The sequence below is a fragment of the Clostridium sp. genome, from assembly GCF_047718555.1.
Classification (GTDB): domain Bacteria; phylum Bacillota; class Clostridia; order Clostridiales; family Clostridiaceae; genus Clostridium_I.
The window spans coordinates 1-22161 of sequence record NZ_JBDNRK010000052.1; the positions used below are offsets into that span (position 1 = coordinate 1).

General features: G+C 30.1%; 21 protein-coding genes and 1 pseudogene. 5 read left to right on the top strand and 17 right to left on the bottom strand.

The annotated features are described in order from the left end of the window. Nucleotides 1–100: 100 nt before the first annotated feature. From ABF633_RS16475 to ABF633_RS16510, 8 genes are all read right to left on the bottom strand, one after another. A complete protein-coding gene (locus tag ABF633_RS16475) occupies nucleotides 101–262 on the bottom strand; it encodes a hypothetical protein (protein WP_415525007.1) in 162 nt (53 codons plus the stop codon). A 1-nt stretch (nucleotide 263) separates the two neighbouring features. Then, nucleotides 264–452: an asparagine synthase gene (locus ABF633_RS16480; protein ID WP_415525009.1), complete on the bottom strand. Its 189-nt coding sequence runs from the start codon at nucleotides 450–452 to the stop codon at nucleotides 264–266. Nucleotides 453–466: 14 nt separating this feature from the next. After that, nucleotides 467–607 carry a CPC_1213 family protein gene (locus ABF633_RS16485; RefSeq protein ID WP_415525011.1) on the bottom strand — a complete coding sequence of 47 codons (141 nt, stop codon included), beginning with the start codon at nucleotides 605–607 and terminating at the stop codon, nucleotides 467–469. Between the two features lie 300 nt (nucleotides 608–907). Then, on the bottom strand, nucleotides 908–1357 hold the full coding sequence (locus ABF633_RS16490) for an HNH endonuclease (RefSeq protein WP_415525013.1): 450 nt from the start codon (nucleotides 1355–1357) through the stop codon (nucleotides 908–910). 195 nt (nucleotides 1358–1552) lie between these two features. Continuing rightward, nucleotides 1553–2863, bottom strand: coding sequence for a hemolysin family protein (locus ABF633_RS16495; RefSeq protein WP_415525015.1), 1311 nt, complete (start codon nucleotides 2861–2863; stop codon nucleotides 1553–1555). A gap of 56 nt (nucleotides 2864–2919) precedes the next feature. Continuing rightward, nucleotides 2920–4179 (bottom strand): DUF445 family protein, encoded by a 1260-nt coding sequence (locus tag ABF633_RS16500; protein WP_415525017.1) that lies wholly within the window; start codon nucleotides 4177–4179, stop codon nucleotides 2920–2922. An 84-nt stretch (nucleotides 4180–4263) separates the two neighbouring features. After that, a complete protein-coding gene (locus ABF633_RS16505; RefSeq protein WP_415525019.1) occupies nucleotides 4264–5526 on the bottom strand; it encodes a DUF445 family protein in 1263 nt (420 codons plus the stop codon). Between the two features lie 169 nt (nucleotides 5527–5695). Further along, nucleotides 5696–7615 (bottom strand): ABC-F family ATP-binding cassette domain-containing protein, encoded by a 1920-nt coding sequence (locus ABF633_RS16510; RefSeq protein ID WP_415525021.1) that lies wholly within the window; start codon nucleotides 7613–7615, stop codon nucleotides 5696–5698. 358 nt (nucleotides 7616–7973) lie between these two features. On the opposite strand from ABF633_RS16510, the gene ABF633_RS16515 reads away from it, so the two are divergent. Beyond that, nucleotides 7974–8843, top strand: a complete 870-nt coding sequence (locus tag ABF633_RS16515) for a cation diffusion facilitator family transporter (protein WP_415525023.1) — start codon at nucleotides 7974–7976, stop codon at nucleotides 8841–8843. A 154-nt stretch (nucleotides 8844–8997) separates the two neighbouring features. Further along, nucleotides 8998–9306, top strand: coding sequence for an MTH1187 family thiamine-binding protein (locus ABF633_RS16520; protein WP_415525025.1), 309 nt, complete (start codon nucleotides 8998–9000; stop codon nucleotides 9304–9306). A 165-nt stretch (nucleotides 9307–9471) separates the two neighbouring features. On the opposite strand, the gene ABF633_RS16525 is transcribed toward ABF633_RS16520, so the two are convergent. Beyond that, a complete protein-coding gene (locus tag ABF633_RS16525) occupies nucleotides 9472–10230 on the bottom strand; it encodes a ThiF family adenylyltransferase (RefSeq protein ID WP_415525055.1) in 759 nt (252 codons plus the stop codon). A 180-nt stretch (nucleotides 10231–10410) separates the two neighbouring features. Between ABF633_RS16525 and ABF633_RS16530 the strand changes: the two genes are divergently transcribed. Further along, nucleotides 10411–10893, top strand: a complete 483-nt coding sequence (locus ABF633_RS16530; RefSeq protein WP_415525027.1) for a DUF4883 family protein — start codon at nucleotides 10411–10413, stop codon at nucleotides 10891–10893. A 541-nt stretch (nucleotides 10894–11434) separates the two neighbouring features. Here the strand turns inward: ABF633_RS16530 and ABF633_RS16535 are convergent. Both ABF633_RS16535 and ABF633_RS16540 read right to left on the bottom strand, forming a co-directional pair. Then, the gene (locus ABF633_RS16535; RefSeq protein WP_415525057.1) at nucleotides 11435–11524 is read right to left on the bottom strand and encodes a hypothetical protein; all 90 of its coding nucleotides are present in this window, start codon (nucleotides 11522–11524) and stop codon (nucleotides 11435–11437) included. Nucleotides 11525–11655: 131 nt separating this feature from the next. Continuing rightward, a pseudogene (locus ABF633_RS16540) lies at nucleotides 11656–11799 on the bottom strand (helix-turn-helix domain-containing protein); the annotation flags it as partial. A 236-nt stretch (nucleotides 11800–12035) separates the two neighbouring features. Here ABF633_RS16540 and ABF633_RS16545 point away from each other — a divergent pair. Beyond that, a complete protein-coding gene (locus tag ABF633_RS16545) occupies nucleotides 12036–12869 on the top strand; it encodes a PHP domain-containing protein (protein WP_415525029.1) in 834 nt (277 codons plus the stop codon). Nucleotides 12870–12992: 123 nt separating this feature from the next. Here ABF633_RS16545 and ABF633_RS16550 read toward each other — a convergent pair whose 3' ends face one another. The 4 genes from ABF633_RS16550 to glpX all read right to left on the bottom strand — a co-directional run bounded on the left by ABF633_RS16550 (nucleotide 12993) and on the right by glpX (nucleotide 17061). Continuing rightward, nucleotides 12993–14402, bottom strand: a complete 1410-nt coding sequence (locus ABF633_RS16550) for an aminopeptidase (protein WP_415525031.1) — start codon at nucleotides 14400–14402, stop codon at nucleotides 12993–12995. Nucleotides 14403–14576: 174 nt separating this feature from the next. After that, nucleotides 14577–15161: a 5-formyltetrahydrofolate cyclo-ligase gene (locus ABF633_RS16555; protein ID WP_415525033.1), complete on the bottom strand. Its 585-nt coding sequence runs from the start codon at nucleotides 15159–15161 to the stop codon at nucleotides 14577–14579. After that, nucleotides 15142–16053 (bottom strand): HPr(Ser) kinase/phosphatase, encoded by a 912-nt coding sequence (hprK, locus tag ABF633_RS16560; protein ID WP_415525059.1) that lies wholly within the window; start codon nucleotides 16051–16053, stop codon nucleotides 15142–15144. Before hprK ends, ABF633_RS16555 begins: the two co-directional genes overlap by 20 nt. Nucleotides 16054–16089: 36 nt before the next feature. Continuing rightward, entirely contained in the window at nucleotides 16090–17061 is a 972-nt protein-coding gene (gene glpX, locus ABF633_RS16565) for a class II fructose-bisphosphatase (RefSeq protein WP_415525035.1), read from the bottom strand. Between the two features lie 667 nt (nucleotides 17062–17728). Between glpX and ABF633_RS16570 the strand changes: the two genes are divergently transcribed. Further along, nucleotides 17729–17905 (top strand): Spo0E family sporulation regulatory protein-aspartic acid phosphatase, encoded by a 177-nt coding sequence (locus ABF633_RS16570; RefSeq protein WP_415525037.1) that lies wholly within the window; start codon nucleotides 17729–17731, stop codon nucleotides 17903–17905. Between the two features lie 426 nt (nucleotides 17906–18331). On the opposite strand, the gene ABF633_RS16575 is transcribed toward ABF633_RS16570, so the two are convergent. Next, nucleotides 18332–19303: a phosphodiester glycosidase family protein gene (locus tag ABF633_RS16575; protein WP_415525039.1), complete on the bottom strand. Its 972-nt coding sequence runs from the start codon at nucleotides 19301–19303 to the stop codon at nucleotides 18332–18334. Nucleotides 19304–19719: 416 nt separating this feature from the next. After that, nucleotides 19720–22065: a glycosyltransferase family 39 protein gene (locus ABF633_RS16580; RefSeq protein ID WP_415525041.1), complete on the bottom strand. Its 2346-nt coding sequence runs from the start codon at nucleotides 22063–22065 to the stop codon at nucleotides 19720–19722. Nucleotides 22066–22161 lie beyond the last annotated feature (96 nt).

The window sequence follows — 22161 nt, forward strand, 5'->3', positions numbered from 1 at the left end:
ATAAGAATAATTATATCATTCTTATGGAGTTTACACAGATTATTTTACACTCTCATATAGACCTTTTATTATTTTTTAATTATATATAAAAATTACAAATTTACTTACCTTTTTCTTCTGCTTTATATTCAGCACTTCTTGAATGATATTTTGCACTATTAGGGTTATGTGACCAGCTTTTAGGCTCATTACCTGCATTTTCTCTTTTAGGTCTATGATTTGTTTCACTTTCCTTTGCCATAATATCACTCACTCCTTCCATTTTATCTAAATAGCATTTTTTTCTTCTTGTGCTGCACTAAATCTATAGATCCTAAAACTATATGAGCAAGACCAAACCCAAGTATACCTGATGCCACTTTAGGTAAAACTTTTTTAACAACTAAAGTAACTCCTGCGGTTGTTACTATACTTCCTAATGTAGTCGGAATTATTCCTTCTCTCACAGACATTAACTTATCTCCTTTCAGAATTCACTGGTTACTTTCATTTTTTTATCTACCGCTGCCCTTGCACTTTCATCCTTTGGACTATGCTTAATATTTTTCTTTTTGAAATTTCCATCTTCTTTTTTATTATTTTTTGTATTAGTTAAATTATTACTCATATATAATCCTTCCTTTCAATTGCATTCAAATGCCGAATTTTAATTTAACAAGCCATTTATAAAATTTATTTTCCTTACAAGAAATTTTATAAATAAATGTAAAAATATTAATGTTTATGGACATAGCTTACTTTATTTAAATTGGAGTAAATATCTACGTAATTATGTTTCCCAAATTCTAATTATAATTACTATGATTTTTATAACATTTATGGTTTTAAAAATATCAACAAAAAAACACGGCCTTATCTTTAATATCGTATTACACAATATTAAAAAACTTTACCGTGTTCTTACTATTTAAAATTCACAATTATCATATAAAGCATAATCATCTATAAATTCATCAGTTATATTCCATGAATCATCATAAAATTCATCTAACATAAAATCATAATAAAATTTTCCGCCCATAAGTCTTTTTATTATGTCATCACGTTTATAACCCTCTTTATAGAGCTTAAACTTTTTACAGATACTTCTAGCCTGAGATGAATTTAAAGATAAAATTCTCATAATTTCATCCATAAAATAATAATCTTTAGTCAGAATACTGCTTAGTTTATTTTGAAATTCTAATTTATACATAATATTTATTTTTTTATTTCTGTGTGGGCTTTTTCTTCCCCTATGATGTTCAGCACAAAGATAAATATAGTTTAACGTAAAATCAAGTCCGCCTTCACATTTAAAAATTATATGGTGCTTTTCCCCTGGTTTTCCACATACCATACATTTGCCATTTTGCAAAAACTAACACTTCCTCAATAATAATTTTTATTTAACCAAACTGTCGTTTGCAACAATGAATCTTCCTAAGTGACAGTTTGTATTTATAATTTATTTTAAATAAAACTTTATTAAATCCATACTTTAATATTACTACTAAATAAGAGTTTTCTCAATAGCAATTCTAATATCTTACATTTGTTATTTTTTCATATATTATTTAATTTCTTCCTCATTTTTATTTTTAGTTATTAATATTCTCTTTATTCTTTTCTTTTTTACTGAAAGAACTTTAAAGGTAAAATCTTTAATTGTAATACTTTCACCTTCTTTTGGTAATCTACCTATTTTATCTAATATCAGGCCACTTACAGTATCATAATTTTCTTCATAATCTGTTTGTAAAAGCTGATTTAATTCTGACATATTGATTCCAGCATCAATTTCAAATTGATTTTCACCAGTTTTATGTACTTCTTCCTCTTTTTCATCGTATTCATCGTAAATATTTCCAACTATCTCTTCCAGCATATCTTCAATAGTAGCAATACCTGCTGTGGTTCCATATTCATCTATTACTATACAGATATGTACATTCCTTTTTTGCATATCTCTCAAAAGTTCATCAATTTTTTTATATTCTATTACAAAAAAGGGATCTTTGATAAAATTCTTTAAATGAAACTTTTCATCTTCCATTTTAAAGGCCATATAATCAATTATGTCCTTGCTATATAATATACCAACAACATTATCTATATTATCCTTATATACAGGAATTCTAGAATATTTTTCTTCCGTTATCACCTTTATGACTTCTTCAAAATTACTTTCTATATTTAGTGCAATTACATCTGGTCTTGGTGTCATTATGTCCACTACAGTGGTATCGTCAAATTGAAAAATACTATTTATCATCTTAGTTTCCATGGCCTGAAAAAGGCCCTTTTCTTGCCCTACATTTATCATCATCTTTATTTCTTCCTCTGTTATATCCTCTTCTCTATTAGTATCCTTTCCAAGTATTAGTCTAACAAAGAAATTAGTACAAGCAGTAAGTGCTTCTACTATAGGCTTACTAATTATATTGATAATGTGAATAACGCCTATAGATTTATCTGCTATAAATTCTGATCTTGTAAGGGCTATTCTCTTTGGTATTAATTCTCCAAAGAGAAGTGAAAAAAAGGATATCAATATGGTTACAAATATAAATGAAATTTTTGCTCCATTATCCACCAAAAAAGGGATACCGGAATTTTTTAAAAAGATCTCAAAACCATTAGATAGTCCAACTGCTGCTGCAGCAGAAGTAAAAAAGCTAGTTAGCGTAATACCCACCTGAATAGTTGCTAAAAATTTACTAGGCTCTTTTAATATATTTAAAAGCAATTTAGCCTTTTTATCTCCTTCACTAGCCCTTTTTTCAATGTTTATTTCTTTTAATGATATTATACTAATTTCTGCTGCCGCAAAAAATGCATTTATTATTACAAGTAAAATTATTATAGCTATTTGTCCAATCAAAAATTACTCACTCCTTGCATTTATCTAATACCTTATACAATCATAATTCATTTTTTTTACAAAAATCTCCTTATAACAGGCGCTACATAAGGGTCATATATCAAATTTAAAAATAAAAACATCAATGCTCCTATAATTCCCCCAACTACAGAACCATTAATTCTTATCCATTGTAAGTCATTTCCAAATTTATCTTCTATAAATTTATTTAATTTTTTATCATCAAATTCATTTAAGCTTTCACTTACAAGAGTACCTATAAACCTATGTTCCTTTTCTGCAAAGCCAAGCACAATATGCTTAAAAATATTTTCTACATATTTTTTTAAATCATCATTTTCAGTAAATTTTTCAAAACAAAATTCTATTTTTTCAATTAGCCATTGTGATAATATTGAGCTTTTATCACTTCTTAAATTTGTAATGTGCTCTATTATAGAGTTTATATCAATCTCCTGCAATAATTGTATTTTAAATTTTTCTACTTCTTCCCTATGATATTCTATGTGATAAACATAGTCTCTAATTTCTTCTTTAAGCCTTATTCTCATATTATTATCTTTATTCTTCATTTCTATAAGGTTTTCAACAATGCCATTCTGAATACTAGAAGCTGCACTGAAGAGGTTAACGCTATTAGTTTTTTCAAATATGGAGAAACTCATTCTTGAGAAAAAATTATTGCATTTAGCTTCTTTTATTTCCTTAAGTTTTTTATAAATTAAATTCTTTGTAACCTGATTTTCACCTAATTTAATAGCATTATCAATAATAAAGTCCACAATCTTTTCTTCCTGTTTAGTCCCCTCTATATTTTTTGCCAATAATTTTATATTATCTGTAATGCTATATTTTGATATACAATTTTTAATTTGATTATTATAAAAATACAGTAATTTTTCTTTACCACCCTGAGCAAAGTAATCATCTATATATTTTTCTATGTGGGACAATATATTGCCTTTACTATTTTCAACAAATAAAATTACCTTTTCCACAATTTTTAACTGTGAAATTTTCTTACTTATAATGTCATTAGTAAGCAATTCTTTTTCTACCATAGTAGAAATCCCCTGTATAATCTTTTCTCTATTTTTAGGTATAAGTTCTGTATGATAGGATATACCAAATGGTTTACTAAATACAGCGGTAATAGCAAACCAATCTGCAGCTCCTCCAACTAAAGACGCCTCCATCACCATAAAGAAAAAATCTAAAATCACAAGATTTCCATAAAAATATTTTAAAACCGCAGTTATTATAAAAACTACAAATACAAGAAGTAATGCAATATTGGCTTTATTCTTATAATTCACATAATTCACTTCCCTATTCTTCTCACAACTCTAGATAAATTCAAATAAATAACTAATCAGTAGGCTAGTGTATTTTCATAAAACCTATCTTATCCAAAAGGTTAATAAAAATATAAAGAGTCCAACTAACCCACCTACTATAGATCCATTTATCCTGATAATTTGAAGATCCTCAGATAATCTCTCCTCCATTATCTTTACTATTTCTTCATTATTGTATTTATTTAAATTTTCCCTTACCAATGTACCTATATAATTATATTTATCATCAATTAGTCTATATAGTGTATCTTTTATAATCTTATCAATGCTGTTAATTTTTTTTCTATCTCTTATAAACTTTAATAATAATTTTCTTTTCTTAACCTTAAACTGCTTAATAAAATCTTTATTACTATAAAAATTTTTGGTAAAATAATTATCCAAAAATCTTTCAAGTGCCTGCCTTAGAAAATCATTTTCCTTTAGGAATTCCATTTTATAATTTTCAATTTTATCTATTAAGCCTACATCGTTATTCAGTCTCAATGCATATTCCTTTAACTTTTCTTTTATAAATTTTCTATTTTTATTATCATAATTTTTCATACTGTTCAAATTCTTTATTATCTCCTTTTGGATGCTGTAAGCTGCATTATTAGGAGACATATCTAATATATAATTTAATATTAATTTATTTGTAAGTTTTCTATTTATATTATTCTCTTCATAGGTCTTTAAAGCATTCTCATATAAATTTTCAATAAATACAGTTACATTCTCTCCTTTAGAAAGATTGACGGCTGAATCAATAATTTTATCTATTATCATATCATCATAGCCCCTATGTGAACTCCATAGGAAGAACCTATATAGCAATTGGCTTATATTAATTTTTTCTATTATATTAGAAAGAAATTTATAAGAGAAATCGCTTATACTCTTATTAGCTTTATGTTTAGGATCAAATATTTCATCCATAGCTTCAATTAATGCCTCGTCACCTTCTCTGGATCTTATAAATTTTGTTATAATACCAGCAATGTTATAGCTTTCTAATTTATTTTTTATTTTTTCTTTATTTAGTAAATCCTTTTCTACAGTGTCTGCAATGGTATCCACAATTCTATCTCTATTTTTATTTATAATATCTGTCCTGAATAAAAACTTAGGCCAATTTATATTAAAGGGCTTCTTGAATATAGCCGTTATTCCAAACCAATCTGCAAGTCCGCCTATTAAGGCTGCCATACAGCATCTCGAGATAAGTGCTCCTACAAAGTAATCCTTAAAAGCATAGGAAATGAAAAATACAATAGCAAATATGAAAAGAATTAAATTCGCCAACTTCTTATTTCTTTTATCCAAAGTTTATCACCACTTTAAACTACATAAACTGCAATTGATTAATAAATGACAGTTAAAATAGATATATATTTTTTTAACTACCATAATTTATTGCAGCTTATATATTATTTTTACTTTTAAAGTTTCAAAATATAATGTACATCTTTATTCTACCCAGAAATAAACTAATTTAAGACTTTTGATTATTTATTTTTTCTGCCAGTTCACTAAGATACATCCATCTCTCTAAAAGATAATTTAAATGCTCCTCTGTTTTCTCTTTTTTATCCATTAACTCCTGTAGAGTTACATAATCGCTAGAAGAATTGCTTATTTCCTCATTTATTTCTTCTAAAGAAGCTTCAGCTTTATTTATATTTGACTCTATTTCTTCATATTCTTTTTGTTCCTTAAAAGTAAATTTTAATGTTTTCTCTCTTTTATTATTTCTAATCTGCTTTTCCTGATTATCTTTATTTTTTATTTTTTGTGAATCATTCTCTTCTTCAATAATATTATTATGAAACTCTAGATAATCTGTATAATTACCTGTATGCTCTATAATTTTTCCATTACCTTCAAAGGCAAAAATTTTATTACTTATCTTATCTAAGAAATATCTGTCATGAGACACTGCTACTACCGTTCCAGTGAATTCTTCTATATATTCTTCCAATATATTTAGTGTTTCTATATCCAAATCATTAGTGGGCTCATCTAACAGTAATACATTTGGAGCTTCCATCAATACCTTTAAAAGATATAGTCTTCTCTTTTCTCCCCCAGAAAGCTTAGATATTGGAGTATACTGAAGTACTCCTGGAAACAAAAATTTTTCAAGCATTTGCGAAGCACTTATTAAGCTTCCATCCGCTGTACTCATATATTCTGCCGTTTCTTTTATATAATCTATTACTCTTAAGGTTTCATCTATGTCTCTGTACTCCTGTGAAAAATATCCAACTTTCACTGTTTCCCCAATTTCAACCTTCCCTGCAGTTGGCTTGATTTTCCCAGAAATTATATTCAGAAGAGTACTTTTGCCCATACCATTAGGCCCTACTATTCCTATTCTGTCTTCCCTGTTTATTATATAGCTAAAATCATCTATTAAAGTTTTGTCTCCAAAGTTCATGCTTATATCATTGATTTCAATTATTTTCTTGCCAAGTCGTGTGTTCCCCACGGATATTTCAACTTTTCCATCACTTAAATCTATATTTTCATTTTGTAATTTTTCAAATCTATCTATTCTAGCCTTTTGCTTTGTAGATCTTGCCTTTGCACCTCTTCTTATCCATTTAAGCTCACTTTTAATTAAACTTTGCCTCTTTTGTTCCTGTGACTCCATTTTATTTAATCGCTCTATCTTCTGCTCTAGATATTTACTGTAATTTCCTTCATAACTATATAGTTTTCCTTTATAAAGCTCTAATATCTCATTTACAATTCTATCAAGAAAATATCTATCATGAGTTATCATAATTAAAGAGCCCTTTCTACCATTAAGATAGGTCTCCAGCCAATTGACAGTTGCATCATCTATATGGTTTGTAGGCTCATCTAATATAAGAAGATCTGAGGGAGCTATAAGTGCACCAGCGAGAGCTATTCTTTTTCTCTGACCACCAGATAAAGTTTCTACCTTAGCTTCAAAATTCGTTATTCCAAGCTTTGTGAGAATGGCTTTAGCTTCACTTTCTACATTCCAGGCATCTAATGCATCCATTTTCTCCGACAAACCATTAAACTTGTTTTGAATAATTTCATCCTGAGGATTTTCGGATAATTGACCTACTGTTTTTTCATATTCTCTTAACAATATCATTACAGGTGAATTTCCTTTAAATATAGCCTCCATTACTGTATCATCTTTTGTAAAATTGGTATTTTGAGATAAGTATTCAATTTTAATTTTGTTTTTTGTTATAATTTTTCCTTCATCCGCTGTATCAATACCTGCTATAATTTTTAAAAGGGTGGATTTACCAGTACCATTTATACCTATTAATCCAATTTTCTGTCCTTCATTTATTCCAAGAGATATATCATCAAATAATATTTTCTCTCCGTAACTCTTTTTTATATTTTCAAGGGATATCAAATTCATAATTGTCTTCCTTTCCTGTATGTCTCATAATTAACTATTAAGAAAAAGACAAAATGGCCTTTTCTTAGTTTAAGGTTAAAAAATTGCACCCATAGGATGGGTGAATTATATTGTATATTCTAATTTTATTATAACAAATTTATCTTAATAAGTAATCTTTTACTCAAGTAGTCTTGTAGTTCACTGTACCCATAATATTGCTTATGAAATTCAACTTAATATAAACAGAATTCTTAGCATCAGATGGAGTCTTTGTTTTACTTTTTTCTTCACAGTTATTTATACATCTACATATAATAATACAATAATAGTTAAATTTCTATTATCAATTGAAATAATTGTCACTGGAGAGGTAAAAATGAATAAAGAAAATGGTGCTTTTTTATCCATAGCATCAAATATCATATTAATTACATTTAAAATTATTGCTGGAATATCCATGAATTCTATAAGTGTTATATCCGAAGGTATTCACTCTTCCATAGATTTAATTGCTAGTCTTATTGCATTTTTTTCAATAAAAAAGGCTAGCGAAGCTGAAGACGAAAATCATCCCTTTGGTCACGGAAAATACGAAAATGTTTCAGGCTTTGTAGAAGCTCTGTTGATTTTATTTGCAGGCATTATAATAATATATGAATCCATAGTAAAAATATTTTCTGCAAATAATGTTGGAAATATCTACTCTGGTATAGTAGTAATGCTTATTTCTACAGGAGTAAATCTTATAACTTCACTTAATATTTTAAAAATATCTAAAAAAACAGAATCTATAGCTTTAGAAGCAGATGCCATGCATTTATTAACCGATGTATTTACCTCCTTAGGTGTTTTTATAGGACTTATACTTTTGAAGCTTACAGGTTTAAAGATATTTGATTCTGTTGCAGCTATTATAGTAGCTGTGTTAATTATAAGAACTTCCATAGTTCTTATAAAAAAGTCCATGAAGGATCTAGTAGACAGTAGCCTGTCCTCTGAAGACATCAATAAAATTTTAAATATTATTCATAAATATTCTGAGGTAAAATCTTATCACAAATTGAGAACTCGAAAGAGTGGTTATACAAGAGAAATAGATATCCATTTATTGTTAGACTCAAGTCAATCCTTGGTGGAAGCTCATAACCTATGTAGTTCAATAGAAAGGGACATAAAAATTATATTTCCTAATTCCTATATATTAATTCATGCAGAGCCTTATCATAGACACAATCTTTTAAAATAATATTGTAACACTCTCCTTCTTGTACTATAATTTATTGAAACATATTAAAAGTCGTATAATCTGTATTCCCTAATTATTATATCGTCAATAAACATGTTAACAAAAGTTACTTATTCCATTAAACAAAATTAATTAACAAGGGAGATGTGTATATATGGTTATTGCTGACATAGCCGTTATGCCTCTAGTTCCATCTGTTTCAGAAGAAGAGCTATATAAACAGGTAGATGCAGCTATCGATTATATAAAAAACAGTGGTTTGAAATATGAAATAGGTGCTATGAGTACTACTGTAGAAGGTGAATATGATGAGGTTTTTGACCTTATAAAAAAAGTTCATAGGATTCCTTTTGAAGCTGGCAGTGAGAGAGTAATAACAGTAGTGAGAATAGATGAGAAAAAAGGCGGACTAACTATAGAAGATAAACTTAAAAACCATAAAAATAGCAGAAAAAGTGAATAAGTAGATAAAAGAGCATCACCTATAACGAATTTTCTTTCTTATAGATGATGCTTTTAATTTTTATATTAATAAACATAATCCGCTCACTTCTGAGGCTTTTAAACATAATATATTTAAATGAGTAGAAGCATATAAACAACCATATGTAGCTATTGATTAAATAATCTAGTGAATTCCAATTATATCTTTTATAACTTCTCCGCCTATTATCATACCTGCTACTGGTGGTACAAAGGATATACTTCCTGGTATTTGTCTTTTAGCAAGACATTTTTTAGTACCTCCTGTACAGACACAGCCTTCCTTACAGGTTATAACTTCATCCTCCTTTGGTTTTAAAGGCATTTCTTCAGAATAAAGTACCTTTAAAGACTCTACCCCTCTTTTTCTAAGTTCATATCTCATTACCTTTGCCAGAGGGCATATCTTTGTTTTATATATATCTGCAATTTGGAATTTAGTTGGGTCCAATTTATTTCCTGTTCCCATACAGCTTATAATTTCAATATTATGCTCTTTACACCATAAAATTAAAGCTATCTTTGAAGATACAGTATCTATAACATCCACTACATAATCTGTGTCTTCTCCTATAATTTCACTTATATTGTCTTCCTTTACAAAAGTTTGATGGATTACAACCTCACATTTAGGATTTATACTAAGTATTCTATCTCTCATAACTTCAACCTTAGGCTTACTTATGCTTTTAAAGGTGGCATGGATCTGTCTATTAATATTAGTTAAACAAACAGTATCATCATCTACAAGTACAATTTTCCCTACTCCGCCTCTAACTAACGCCTCCACTGTAAAACTTCCTACTCCACCTATACCAAATACTACTACTTTGCTATCTTTTAATTTATCTAAAGCTTCTCTTCCGATTAAGAGCTCTGTTCTTGACAAAGAATGCTGCTGCATTTTTACTATCTCTCCTTTTAATATCATAAACTGATTATCTTTTTATCTAGTATATAAGATTCATTGATAGTATATCACACCTATAATTCATGTTCAAAGATATAACCATTCAAATACTGTAATAAAATCCTCAGTAATTTCATATTTTAATTTAGAATACTTATAAAGGGAGTAATAACATTGAAAGTTAATAAATTAATTTACATAGGAATTATAATTATCATAGTTTTTAGTTTTACTGGATGCAGCCTTAGCTCTAATTCTAATTCATTTTTAAATCCTAAAAAACCCTACAATTTTTATTATACTAACTTGCTTACTAGAGATATAGAACTTGAAAATTCATTTTTAGGAATCGTATTAGATACTAATTTTTATAAAGAACAGACCTTTACTTCAGAACAAAATGCTACGGCTAAAAATTTCATATTACATCTTCATAGAAATGACTTCATAAGTAAACCAAAGGATTTACCTGCAAAACCTCCCTATAAAATTTATTTTACATTCAAAACGGACAAGTACGTTTTAGAAATTTATAACGAAAAATATATATCTGTATATCCTTGGGACGGTTCTTATGATAAAGATTATGTGGATATGAGTAATATACCCACTTCCTACAATCTTTATTATTTATGTAAATACATTATACCGAGATAAATACTTAAATTGCTCACTGATTTTAATTCGTTATATATAAAATTTGTGAATTAACTCAACTTTATATTATGCTTATAACAGGAAGTATTAAACTTCCTTTCTCTTTCCTATAAAAAAAAGCACAATTGATGCCACACCCAGTATTCCACATGATAAAATATCCCAAATATCGATTATTGGTTGGTTTGTAAATTTTGCTACAATGTAATTTATAAGCAAAGAAACAGGAATTACTAAAAGAATAGAAATTGCCGCCATATTCCATTTTACTGCCTTCTTAATTGAAAACAAAACATATATGCTCCATATATAGGCAATAGCAATCAGTGATACAGGAATTCCAAGCGGTAACATGAATTTTGTACCGCCGATAATTTTATTTAAAATAAGCAGAAACGGAATGATAAAAACACTTAACGAAACAAGCGACATACATACTTTATTTTTTTCAAATTGAAAAATAGGAATTATAATAATCCATGCAAATAAAATAGATGTAATTGGATATAATGACCATGTAAAAGTACCTGAAATAGCCATATCACAAATCATACAAATAAATATTCCGATCAAACAAGTTACTGTAATTACAATTTTTGCAATAAATTTTGCTGATTCTTTTTTGTTGAATGTCACTTCATTTGCATATTGCAAAGTTGTTTCGACAATTGCATTTGCCTCTAAAGGTGTAGCAACGATTCTTTCCCCATTAAGCAGTTCGTTTGCAGTAACTCCCAAAGCCTCGGCAAGTGAAGATAATATTGATATATCTGGATACCCTAATCCTCTTTCCCATTTTGATACTGCTTTATCTGTAATGTTCAATTTTTCTGCTAATTGCCTTTGTGTCATATTTTTTGATTTTCGTAGTTCACAAATAAACTTAGCCATACTTTCATTATTCATATTAAGCACCGTCCTTTCACATACAATTTTATAGGACAATTTATATTAAAACAACCGATTATCCGTAGAATATGCTCAAGTAAACTATTCGTAGAGTCTATAAAGATAATATAAATAACCTTTGCTTCACCTTATCTCACTAAAGTAAACTTACACTATTTCATTATTATAACTTTTAGTATATAATATCCTATATCATAGGAAGAAAAATTACTCAATACGAAAGAAGTGATTAAATGTATTTTAAAGGAGATTTCCACAGCCATTCAACAGAATCAGATGGAAGGCTTTCCCCTAAGGAATTAATAGCTTTAGCTAAATCGAAAGATATAGACATCATGGCAATTACAGATCATGATACTACAAGAGGCATTGAAAAAGCTCTTGGTGCAGGTGATGAAATAGGCTTAAAGGTAATACCAGGTATGGAACTTTCAACTCGTTACAATGATGAAAGCATTCATGTATTAGCATATTTTAAAGATAATTCCTATAAAAATAAAAGCTTTCAAGACTTTCTAAAAAATATAACTGACTATAGAGTAAAAAGAGCTGAAATGATAACGAATAATTTAAAAAAATATTTTAATATAGATATTGACTATAAAAAAGTTCTTGAAAGTGCAAATGGAGTAGTAGCAAGACCTCATATTGCAAAAGCTATAATAAATGCCGGCTATGACTATACTATAGACTATATTTTTAAAAATATTATAAATGAGGATAGCCCTGCTTATATACCTAATAAAAAGCTTCCACTAGAAGAAGGAATAGAATTGCTTAGATCTGTAAATGCAGTAATTGTACTGGCCCATCCAGTTTTAGTGAAAAAGACTCCTGTGGAAGATTTGATGAAGTACGACTTTGACGGTCTAGAGGCTATTTATCCTCTTAATGAACAAAAAGATACCGAGAGATTTTTAAAAATAGCTAAGGATTATAACAAACTAGTTACTGCAGGTTCAGATTTTCACAGTGGTGAAGAAGCTGACACAAAGCATGGTACTTTGGGTTCAGTTTATTTGGATTCTGATAATATAGATAAATTTCTCAAAACGTTCAGTGAATAGTACCATTAGATTAATAATTGAGAGTTTAAAAAATAGGATATTCCTTTTAACTAACGAGATAAGGAATATCCTAAATTCATATAGTATATCTGATCTTAATCCTTCTTTTAAAAATTACATATCTTAGGCTTCCACTAAAAACGCCCCATAGGCATTTTTAGTTTCATAAATATCTGCCTTACTGGAAATTTCCCAAGGAGCATGCATATTTAAAAGAGCTACTCCAGAATCTATAACATCCATACCATACTGAGCCAGTATATATGCTATAGTTCCACCACCGCCTTGGTCTACCTTTCCAAGCTCTGAGGTCTGCCATGATACATTATGTTTATCCATCATAGTTCTTATTTCAGCTAGATACTCAGCACGTGCATCATTGCAGCCAGACTTTCCCCTAGCTCCTGTATATTTATTGAATACAACACCCTTACCAAGATAGGCTGTATTTTTCTTTTCCATAACTGATGGATAATTTGGATCAAAAGCAGCACTTACATCTGAGGACAACATTTTAGAATTTGCAAGAGCTCTTTTAAGCTTTATATCACTGTAATCTCCAGCACATTCCATAACCTCTGCAGTAGCATTCTCAAAGAATTTTGAATGCATTCCTGTTGCACCAACACTTCCTATTTCCTCTTTATCCACAAGTATTGTTACGCAAGTCTTATCTGTTTCTTTTATATCAAGCATAGCCTCAAAAGATGTATATGCACATATTCTGTCGTCCTGTCCATATCCCATAACCATACTCTTGTCAAAACCGTAGTCTCTTGCATTTCCGGCAGGCACTACTTCCAGTTCTGCAGAAACAAAATCCTCTTCACTTATATTATACTTTTCATTTAAAATCTTAAGTATATTGTATTTAACTTTGCTCTTTACATCTTTATCATCAATAGGAATACTTCCGACTAATATGTTTAAATCTTCTCCTTCAATTCCTGTAGCTAAAGACTTTTTAAGTTGATCCTGAGATAAATGTATTAGAAGATCTGATACTCCAAATACTGGGTCTGATTCATCTTCCCCAATTACTACATTGATTACTTCTCCGCTCTTTTTCACAATAACTCCATGTATAGCAAGGGGTATAGTCACCCACTGATATTTTTTTATTCCACCATAGTAATGAGTTTCTAGAAGTGCTAAATCCGTATCTTCATAGAGAGGATTTTGTTTTAAATCCATTCTTGGAGAATCTATATGAGCTCCTAATATTTTTAATCCCTTTTCAAAAGGTTCTTTTCCAATTACATATAGAGCTAAATTTTTTCCTCTATTATTGGCATATACCTTATCTCCTGGTTTTAACTTTTTACCTTCACTTATGACTTCATTTATATCAAGATATCCTGCCTTTTTTGCCAATTCTATAAATTCAGTAACACATTCTCTTTCTGTTTTGCAGTCTGATATAAATTTTTTGTATCTGTCTGCTAATTCAAATACCTTAGCCAAATCTTTTTCAGAATACTTTTTCCATGCATAATCGTATTTTTTTTCTAAATCATTTTTTTTATCTGCCATAGTATTCCCCTCCTAGATAAGATAATTATTTGTACATATTCAAAAATCAACTAATAAATATATTATACTAATTTATTTAATTTATTCTTTCTTTTTATATATGTTAGGCACATTCAAATAAATAACTAGTTAATATGCTAGTTCATTTTGACTTACTGTTTATTTTCACATGCCTTATTTAATATTTTTAAAACTATTTTCAGTTATTATACCGTCAATAGCTATATCATGATCTTCCAAAGGAATTCCCTCCAATATTTGGAATTCATAGGCTAAAGCTATTTTTTTTATATTTATATCTGCATTTGAAAAAAATCGATCATAGAAACCACCACCATAACCAATTCTTCCACCCTGTAAATCAAATGCTAAACCTGGAATTACAGCTAAATCCATATTTTCTACAGATACTTCCTCTGAATTCTCCTTTGGTTCCAAAATTCCATAATTACTTATTTCAAGTTCATCCAAACTGTTTATCTTAAGTGCTCTCATACCCTTTAATCTGCTAATAACTCTTGGTACACATACTTTTTTACCAGAAGCAATGGCATGCTCAATTATATTATGTGTGTCCACTTCCTTGCCAAAGCTAATATAAATAAATATCACTTTTGCATTTATAAAGTCATGGCTATTAATTATAGTTTCATATATGGCATTATCCATTCCTCTTTTTTCCACTAAAGATAATGCCTCCCTTTTTTTAGCTATATAATTTCTAAATTGACTTTTAGTATTATTCGTCTCCACCCACATCCATTCTCTGATTAATTGTTTCTACTGGAGATACTTTGCAGCTAAGTGCATATCTATAATTTGCAGCAGCAGCTTCAATTATAACAGCTAAGTTTCTACCGGGTCTTATTGGCAAAGTCATTTTCCTTACAGGTACATTTAAAATTTCTATACACTCGTTATCTATACCAAGTCTGTCATAATCTTTTCCCTCTTTCCATTGTTCCAAATACATAACTAAATCAATAGTTTTTGTTTCCAGAACTGAGCTGAGGCCATACAAGGCTGGTACATCTATTATACCCATTCCCCTAACCTCCAGCATACCAGAGGTTATAAAAGGAGATTTGCCATGAAGTACTCCTTCAATAGCTTTAATGTCAACTGCATCATCAGCTATGAGTCTATGTCCTCTTTTTATCAGCTCTAAAGCAGTTTCACTTTTGCCTATGCCGCTTTCCCCTGTAATAAGTATACCAAAGCCATATACATCTACTAAAACTCCGTGCATTCTGGTTTCTGGTGCAAGCTTATCGTCTAAATAATTCATAACTTTACTTATAAATCTTGTAGTAGTATTACTGGATCTAATGAGCCATGCATTACGTCTTGTAGCTTCTTCTATAAATTCTTCATGAGGTGTAAGATTTCTTGCTATAATTATACAAGGAGTTTCAAACTGAAAAAACTTTTTTAATCTTTTCTTTCTAATCTCAGATCTCATTTCATCCAAGAAACTCCATTCTGTTTTTCCCACAATCTGTATTCTTTCATTGGCAAAATAACTGTAAAATCCAGCAAATTGCAGTCCAGGTCTATTTATATCACTTAAACAAACCTCAGCTTCTTCCGGTCCGCTAATAATTACTTCCAAACCCAAATCTTCAACTAAAGTTTTAACCTTAACAGGCATTGTTCTATCACGCCTTTCCCACATATAATAATACTATTATATTACTAATTTACTTTTATTCAAGTCATGTCTGCCCTCAACAAATCTTATTACACCAGTTTTAGAACTCATAACGATTGAATGGGTAATGGCAACTTCATGTTTTGAATATACAACACCCTTTAATAGATCACATTCAGTTATACCTGTAGCTGCAAATAGAACATCATCAGATTTTGCCAAATCATCTATAGTTAATATTTTATTCACATCATCAATGCCCATAGATTTGCATCTTATTTTTTCTTCTTCACTATGAGGCATAAGTCGTGCCTGCATTTCTCCTCCCATGCATTTTATAGCTGCTGCTGCAATAACTCCTTCTGGTGCACCACCGATTCCCATAAATAAATCTATTCCTGTTTCCTCAAATCCACAAGCAAGTATGGTAGCCACGTCTCCTTCTCCAAATAACCTAACTCTAGCACCAATATCTCTAGCTTCCTGAACTATGTAATCATGTCTTTCTCTTTCTTGAACCACTACAGTTAATTCCGTTACATCTTTTTTAAGTGCTTTTGCCACACTTATTACATTTTCAGCAACACTTTTATCTATATCTATTGCACCTTTACCTCCAGAGCCTACTGCTATTTTCTTCATATACATATCCGGTGCATGAAGAAGACTTCCTTTGGGTCCCATAGCAACAACTGCAATAGCATTAGGTGATCCTTTTGCAATTAAAATTGTTCCATCTAATGGATCAACTGCTATATCCATTTCAGGCATATAATCTTCATTCATTCCAACTTTCTGACCTATATAAAGCATAGGTGCATTATCAAGCTCCCCTTCGCCAATTACAACTGTTCCTCTCACTGGCATTAATTCAAAAGCTTTCTCCATACCATCTACAGCAGCTTGATCTGCTCCTATTTTATCTCCTCTACCCATAAACTTTGCCGATCTTATAGCAGCAGCTTCAGTTACCCTAACAAGAGCCATTGTTAGATCCATGTTTAACATAAATGTACCTCCTAAATTTTGTTTTGTCCTTAAATTTAGACATATATAAAGAAATAACTAATCAATACGTGAATACCTCTACACCTCTTCTTTGATCTGCTATTTCTTTGCATATGTCCTGTTTACTAGCTATATTTTAAATGCTTTATCCTATATAAAGATTTTAATATATTCTAATAATATAAAAAAGTATAAAACTTGACTAACTATTAAATAATATATAAAATTTAGTTAAAATTATACTTTTAATTGATAATAACTAATGTATACTACTTAAATGAAATAATTATTTTATTTATTGAGGTAATTTATTGCATCATATATATCTAAAATAAATTATATATGATGTACAAAATAACCTATTTAACATAAATATTATAACACAATTGTTATTGAAAACAACTTTCAATAATTATAATAATTCATAAAAATAAATGACACATTCCGTCATTTACATATTATAACAAATAGCTTTTTTCAACACGTTTGAACAAATGTAAAAAATAGTAAATATAAATAAAACTTTGAAAATAGGTGTAAGTTGCCACTAGATGTAGATTTATGTTTTATAATGGCTTTTAAAATGAATTTACATGTGATGGATATTTTGGTAAAATAAATTTGCAATCAAAAAATAAGGGGTAGTTTGAAATAAGGAGGTTTTAATATGGATTCTAATTTGGAACTTTTAATCTGTGAAATAGATGAACTTAGAAATAAGCTTTACCAGCTTATACTCTATAGATCTCTCACTGATGATAAGGTTGTTACTTACAGTCAAAAATTGGACAAGCTATTAGTTAAATATCATGATGCACAAAAATTGTTACAGAAGGTTGCTTAATTATTTTAAATGATTTTTTGATTGCATTTTATATTTTTTATTATATATTATACATTGAGTATGCATTAAAGCATACTTATTTTTTTATTGTATAAAAACTATGCAATTTTCTTCTATCCGATGACTACCCACTCTAATACTCCCACCGCATGCTGTGAAAGCAATTCACAGAAAATCGAAGATTTTTGTTCTCTGCTTGCACTCTGTGAAAGTGATTCGCACAATATCGAAGATTTTGGCTCTTTGCTTTTCGTAAAGTGGAAGTAAAGAGTGGCTACGTCCCTTGATAACGATTTACCATAAAGAACAACGATTTCTAGGTATCAAAAATATTGATATTTAGAAATCGTTACTTATTTGTCAAATAACAAATAAGTAAAATCCTATAAATAAGTTTATTTATAGGATTTAAACAGTTTCACTATGTTATTTAGTTACTAAAAAAGCTGTGGGAAGATATCTTCCTCCTGTACTTCCCAATGGTCCACAGGGCTTATTTATAATTTTACCATTGTAATACATAGCTGTAGAGGAGCCGCCATCTAGATTTGAGGCATTGATGGCACCATATCTCACCAATATATCTTGTACATCTTTTATAGAAGCACCAACACTATAAAGAGGTTGCCTTCCATCAATCTCTAGAAGTAGAACCTTCCCATCAGTAGTTTGTCCAATTGCAGTTCTTGGCTGAAGACCAGAACCACCATCTCCTTCTATTGTAACAGGCTTACCATTTATAATTAATGCAGGTCCAAAGGAAACAGCATCCTTTATATTATTTTTAGCTATATCCTCTAATGTAAATTGTCCAGTAATCAATCTTCCGCTGTAATCAAATCCTACTATATTAAAAGCACCTGAAGTATCATTATATATTACTTTACCATTTTTCACCACAATGCCCATAGGCACGCCTCCATTACCTGTACCATTGGGATCTACAAATGCACTGGCATTTATAGCAGCCACCGCGTAATTATTCTGTGCTAATTCTAATAGCTTATCTCCTTTGATATTCAAACTAAATTTATCTATGGTGGCCAATTGTATCCTTTTTGGGTTATCTACAATCATAAGCTTACCTGTATAATTATTTTCGTTAATGTTAACTATGGATATATTGCCAGAGGTACTAAAACTACTAGCTTTTACTACCATATCGCCTAAAGTACTCTCACTTTTTTCTGATGAGTTATTATTTACTTTACTTTCATCGATATTAGTCTTATCATTTGTAGCTACAACTCTGTTTGAATTTAAAATTTTATTTATCTCAGTACCGGATATAAAATCAGTAGCTAACCATTGATGTTTAAATGTAGTCATAGCAGTAGTTACCCATAGAGTTCTTAACTTATTAAAAGGGCCCCAATTGCAATAAAAAACTAATGCCATGAATATACAACCTATCATTACTATTGATACTGAAAATTTCAAAATAATCTTTAGTATTTTTTTTATCATATTAATTTTTACATACACCTTCCTTTCGTACATCAAAAAGCAAATGTATTTACTGCCTTATTAAATAATAAATACAAGTTTCACAAATATTTATCCGATGACTACCATCCGTAATACTCCCATCTTCTATCAAAGTGTGAGATAACGGCTGCTACGCCCCTGGATAACGATTTCTAAGTTTCAGTTGGAGAAAAAAACTCCACCTGAAACAAAGAACTCTGTTTATCATAAATATTTCTGAGAAGGAAGCTGTTTTTCCTCCTCAGTTAGATATTTTCTAGTTTTACTCCAAATTAGAAAATATAAATATTTACACTAACTTAGAAAACTATGTCTTAACAACTATATTAATTATTGGAGTCAGTATATGATTTTAGATCATAAAGTTGCTGTGATGAATTTCCACCTCTACTATTATCCATAGTATTATTCCCTTCATTCCCAGTAGCCTCATTATTCTCAGAAGTATTTGCATTATCCACTGATGCCTGTGAATTAGTTGTACTTGATGTATTATTGTCTGCATTTGTTTGCGCTTTACTTGAGTCACTATATTCACTTGAAGAAACAAGTTTACCATTTTGTTTAACCCAATTCATTATTTCGCTGCTTCCATTACCTTGTCCCATGCCGCCTACCATTACATACCTTACTTCTCCATTAACAACCAATTTCTTGAATTGCTCCAAAGTAATTGCCTTATTATTGCCAAGGAAACCACCAAGGGACATTACAGGTTCCCCTGTATTGGTTATTATATCTGCCGCGGAATTAGAATTTGAAACCACAAGCAAATACTTTTGCTTAGCTGTTTTATTTTTCTGTAAAAATTCTATAAGCTTCGTATCTCCATTAGAAGCTGTCATACCTTGGCCTTGAAAACCGCCAGCACCTGGTCCCTGCTGATTATTACTTGATAACAGTTCTAAACCTGCTGCTGGAAAAGATCCATTCAATTTAGTAGTTAAAACTGCAGAGGATCCAACAAATGGGGTTACTAATAGGCCTACCACAGCCAGTGATACAAGAGTTTTCTTTAAATTAAATTTGTTGTTTGATTTCCAGTTTTCTTCTTTTTTGTCAACATTTACTTTTTCTTTATTTAATACATTCAAGATACTAAGTATTATAGCTGGTATAATACTTAAAATCGATACTAATATTATTAATATTTTTATAATATTAGATGAACTGATGAAATAGTATAACATAAGCAAGTGGACTGCGCTATTAACTATCAAGGCTACTGGTAAGAACCAAGCTTTCCATCCACCCTCTTTATATAGCCTCCACATAGAAGTAATTCCTATTCCCGCTAAAGCCGCTATTGGTGGTGCCAACATTGTTAAATAATATGAATGAAAGGTTCCTGTATTAAAGCTGAAATATAGGAATTCTGGTAAAAACCAAAGGAACCATAGTACTAAAGACTGCTTCCTCTTATTATCCAGTCTAAATCTTAACTTTTCTCTAATAGCTGCTGCTATAAATCCTATTACAGCTAATGGTATAAACCAAACTATCTGGTCTGAAAGTATGTTTTTAGAAAATAGCCTTGTAAGACCTGAGGTTGTTTCTCCACCAAAAGTACCTTGAAGTTGTGATGAACCTCCTCCTGATGATCTGCCACCAGGTGCACCGCCTCCACCATTGGGGCCTCCTCCAAATCCTCCTGGATTTTGTCCATTTCCTGGATTACCATTAAAGTCCATCATATCACTATTATTATTCTGACTGCTGCTCTCATTTGATGAATTTACACTACCGCCATTGCCATTTGGTGGATTTCCCGGCATGCCTTGAGAATTCCCATTAAACTGACCTTTCTGTGAGTTTCCACCTAATTGTCCCTGACTTTGCCTGCCTCCTGGAGCACCTCCTCCACCATTACCTTTATCAGAGCTGCTGAGAGAAAATCTTTCAGCTCCATTATGACCAATTATAAGTTCCAGTACAGTATTATTTGTACTGCTGTCTACATAAGGTCTACTGGAGGTAGGTACAGAATCAACCACCAATGCCCAAGACAGTGAAACTGCTATAAGCACAACAGTTCCAACTACAAGATTAATAATCCTTCTCTTTATGGAAATTGTAGTAGCTAGAAGATATGTTATATATATAGCTGGAACTACAAGATAAGCCTGAAGCATCTTTACATTAAATCCTATACCTACAAGTACCATACTTAATATGATATATTTAAACTTCCCTTTTTCCGCTGCAATGGAAAGTGCCCAACACGCCAATAATAAAAATAGTATAAGTATATTGTCTATGGTATTATTTCTACTAACTGCTACAAAAACAGGTGTTATAGCAAGAAATAACGCTGAAATCAATCCCGCCATGCTTCCAAAGGCTCTTTTAACAATTTTGTATATCAATATAACTGATATTACGCTTGCTAAGGCTGAAGGAAGCAATATGCTTACTCCATTAAATCCAAATATCTTAGCAGATATTGCCTGAAACCAAAAACCCACAGGAGGCTTGTCAATAGTTACAAAGCCAGCTGGATCAAAAGCTACAAAGAAGAAATTTTTAAAGCTCATGGTCATACTCTTTACAGCTGAAGCATAGTATGAATTACTATATCCCTCTATGCCTAAGTTAACAAAATTTAGTATGGCAGATATTAATATAATTACTATTAGTGCAATTGTTTCTTTGGTAAATTTTATTTTTTTCATTTAATATTTTCCCTTCTTTCTTATATACTATAAGTAATAATTATTTTTATAAGGCATAATCATCAATGAATCTTACTGAGTAGGAGTTTGGTTCCT

What these genes read in the sequence shown, in the direction of transcription:
- ABF633_RS16550 (WP_415525031.1), bottom strand. Translation starts at nt 14,402, where the DNA reads ATGGCAGATAAAAAAAATGATTTAGAAAAAAAATACGATTATGCATGG.
- ABF633_RS16480 (WP_415525009.1), bottom strand. Translation starts at nt 452, where the DNA reads ATGTCTGTGAGAGAAGGAATAATTCCGACTACATTAGGAAGTATAGTA.
- hprK (WP_415525059.1), bottom strand. Translation starts at nt 16,053, where the DNA reads ATGCCTGTTAAGGTTAAAACTTTAGTTGAAGATTTGGGTTTGGAAGTA.
- ABF633_RS16570 (WP_415525037.1), top strand. Translation starts at nt 17,729, where the DNA reads ATGGATTCTAATTTGGAACTTTTAATCTGTGAAATAGATGAACTTAGA.
- ABF633_RS16520 (WP_415525025.1), top strand. Translation starts at nt 8,998, where the DNA reads ATGGTTATTGCTGACATAGCCGTTATGCCTCTAGTTCCATCTGTTTCA.
- ABF633_RS16510 (WP_415525021.1), bottom strand. Translation starts at nt 7,615, where the DNA reads ATGAATTTGATATCCCTTGAAAATATAAAAAAGAGTTACGGAGAGAAA.
- ABF633_RS16475 (WP_415525007.1), bottom strand. Translation starts at nt 262, where the DNA reads ATGGAAGGAGTGAGTGATATTATGGCAAAGGAAAGTGAAACAAATCAT.
- ABF633_RS16485 (WP_415525011.1), bottom strand. Translation starts at nt 607, where the DNA reads ATGAGTAATAATTTAACTAATACAAAAAATAATAAAAAAGAAGATGGA.
- ABF633_RS16545 (WP_415525029.1), top strand. Translation starts at nt 12,036, where the DNA reads ATGTATTTTAAAGGAGATTTCCACAGCCATTCAACAGAATCAGATGGA.
- glpX (WP_415525035.1), bottom strand. Translation starts at nt 17,061, where the DNA reads ATGTTAAACATGGATCTAACAATGGCTCTTGTTAGGGTAACTGAAGCT.
- ABF633_RS16525 (WP_415525055.1), bottom strand. Translation starts at nt 10,230, where the DNA reads ATGCAGCAGCATTCTTTGTCAAGAACAGAGCTCTTAATCGGAAGAGAA.
- ABF633_RS16555 (WP_415525033.1), bottom strand. Translation starts at nt 15,161, where the DNA reads ATGTGGGTGGAGACGAATAATACTAAAAGTCAATTTAGAAATTATATA.
- ABF633_RS16575 (WP_415525039.1), bottom strand. Translation starts at nt 19,303, where the DNA reads ATGGCATTAGTTTTTTATTGCAATTGGGGCCCTTTTAATAAGTTAAGA.
- ABF633_RS16515 (WP_415525023.1), top strand. Translation starts at nt 7,974, where the DNA reads ATGAATAAAGAAAATGGTGCTTTTTTATCCATAGCATCAAATATCATA.
- ABF633_RS16580 (WP_415525041.1), bottom strand. Translation starts at nt 22,065, where the DNA reads ATGAAAAAAATAAAATTTACCAAAGAAACAATTGCACTAATAGTAATT.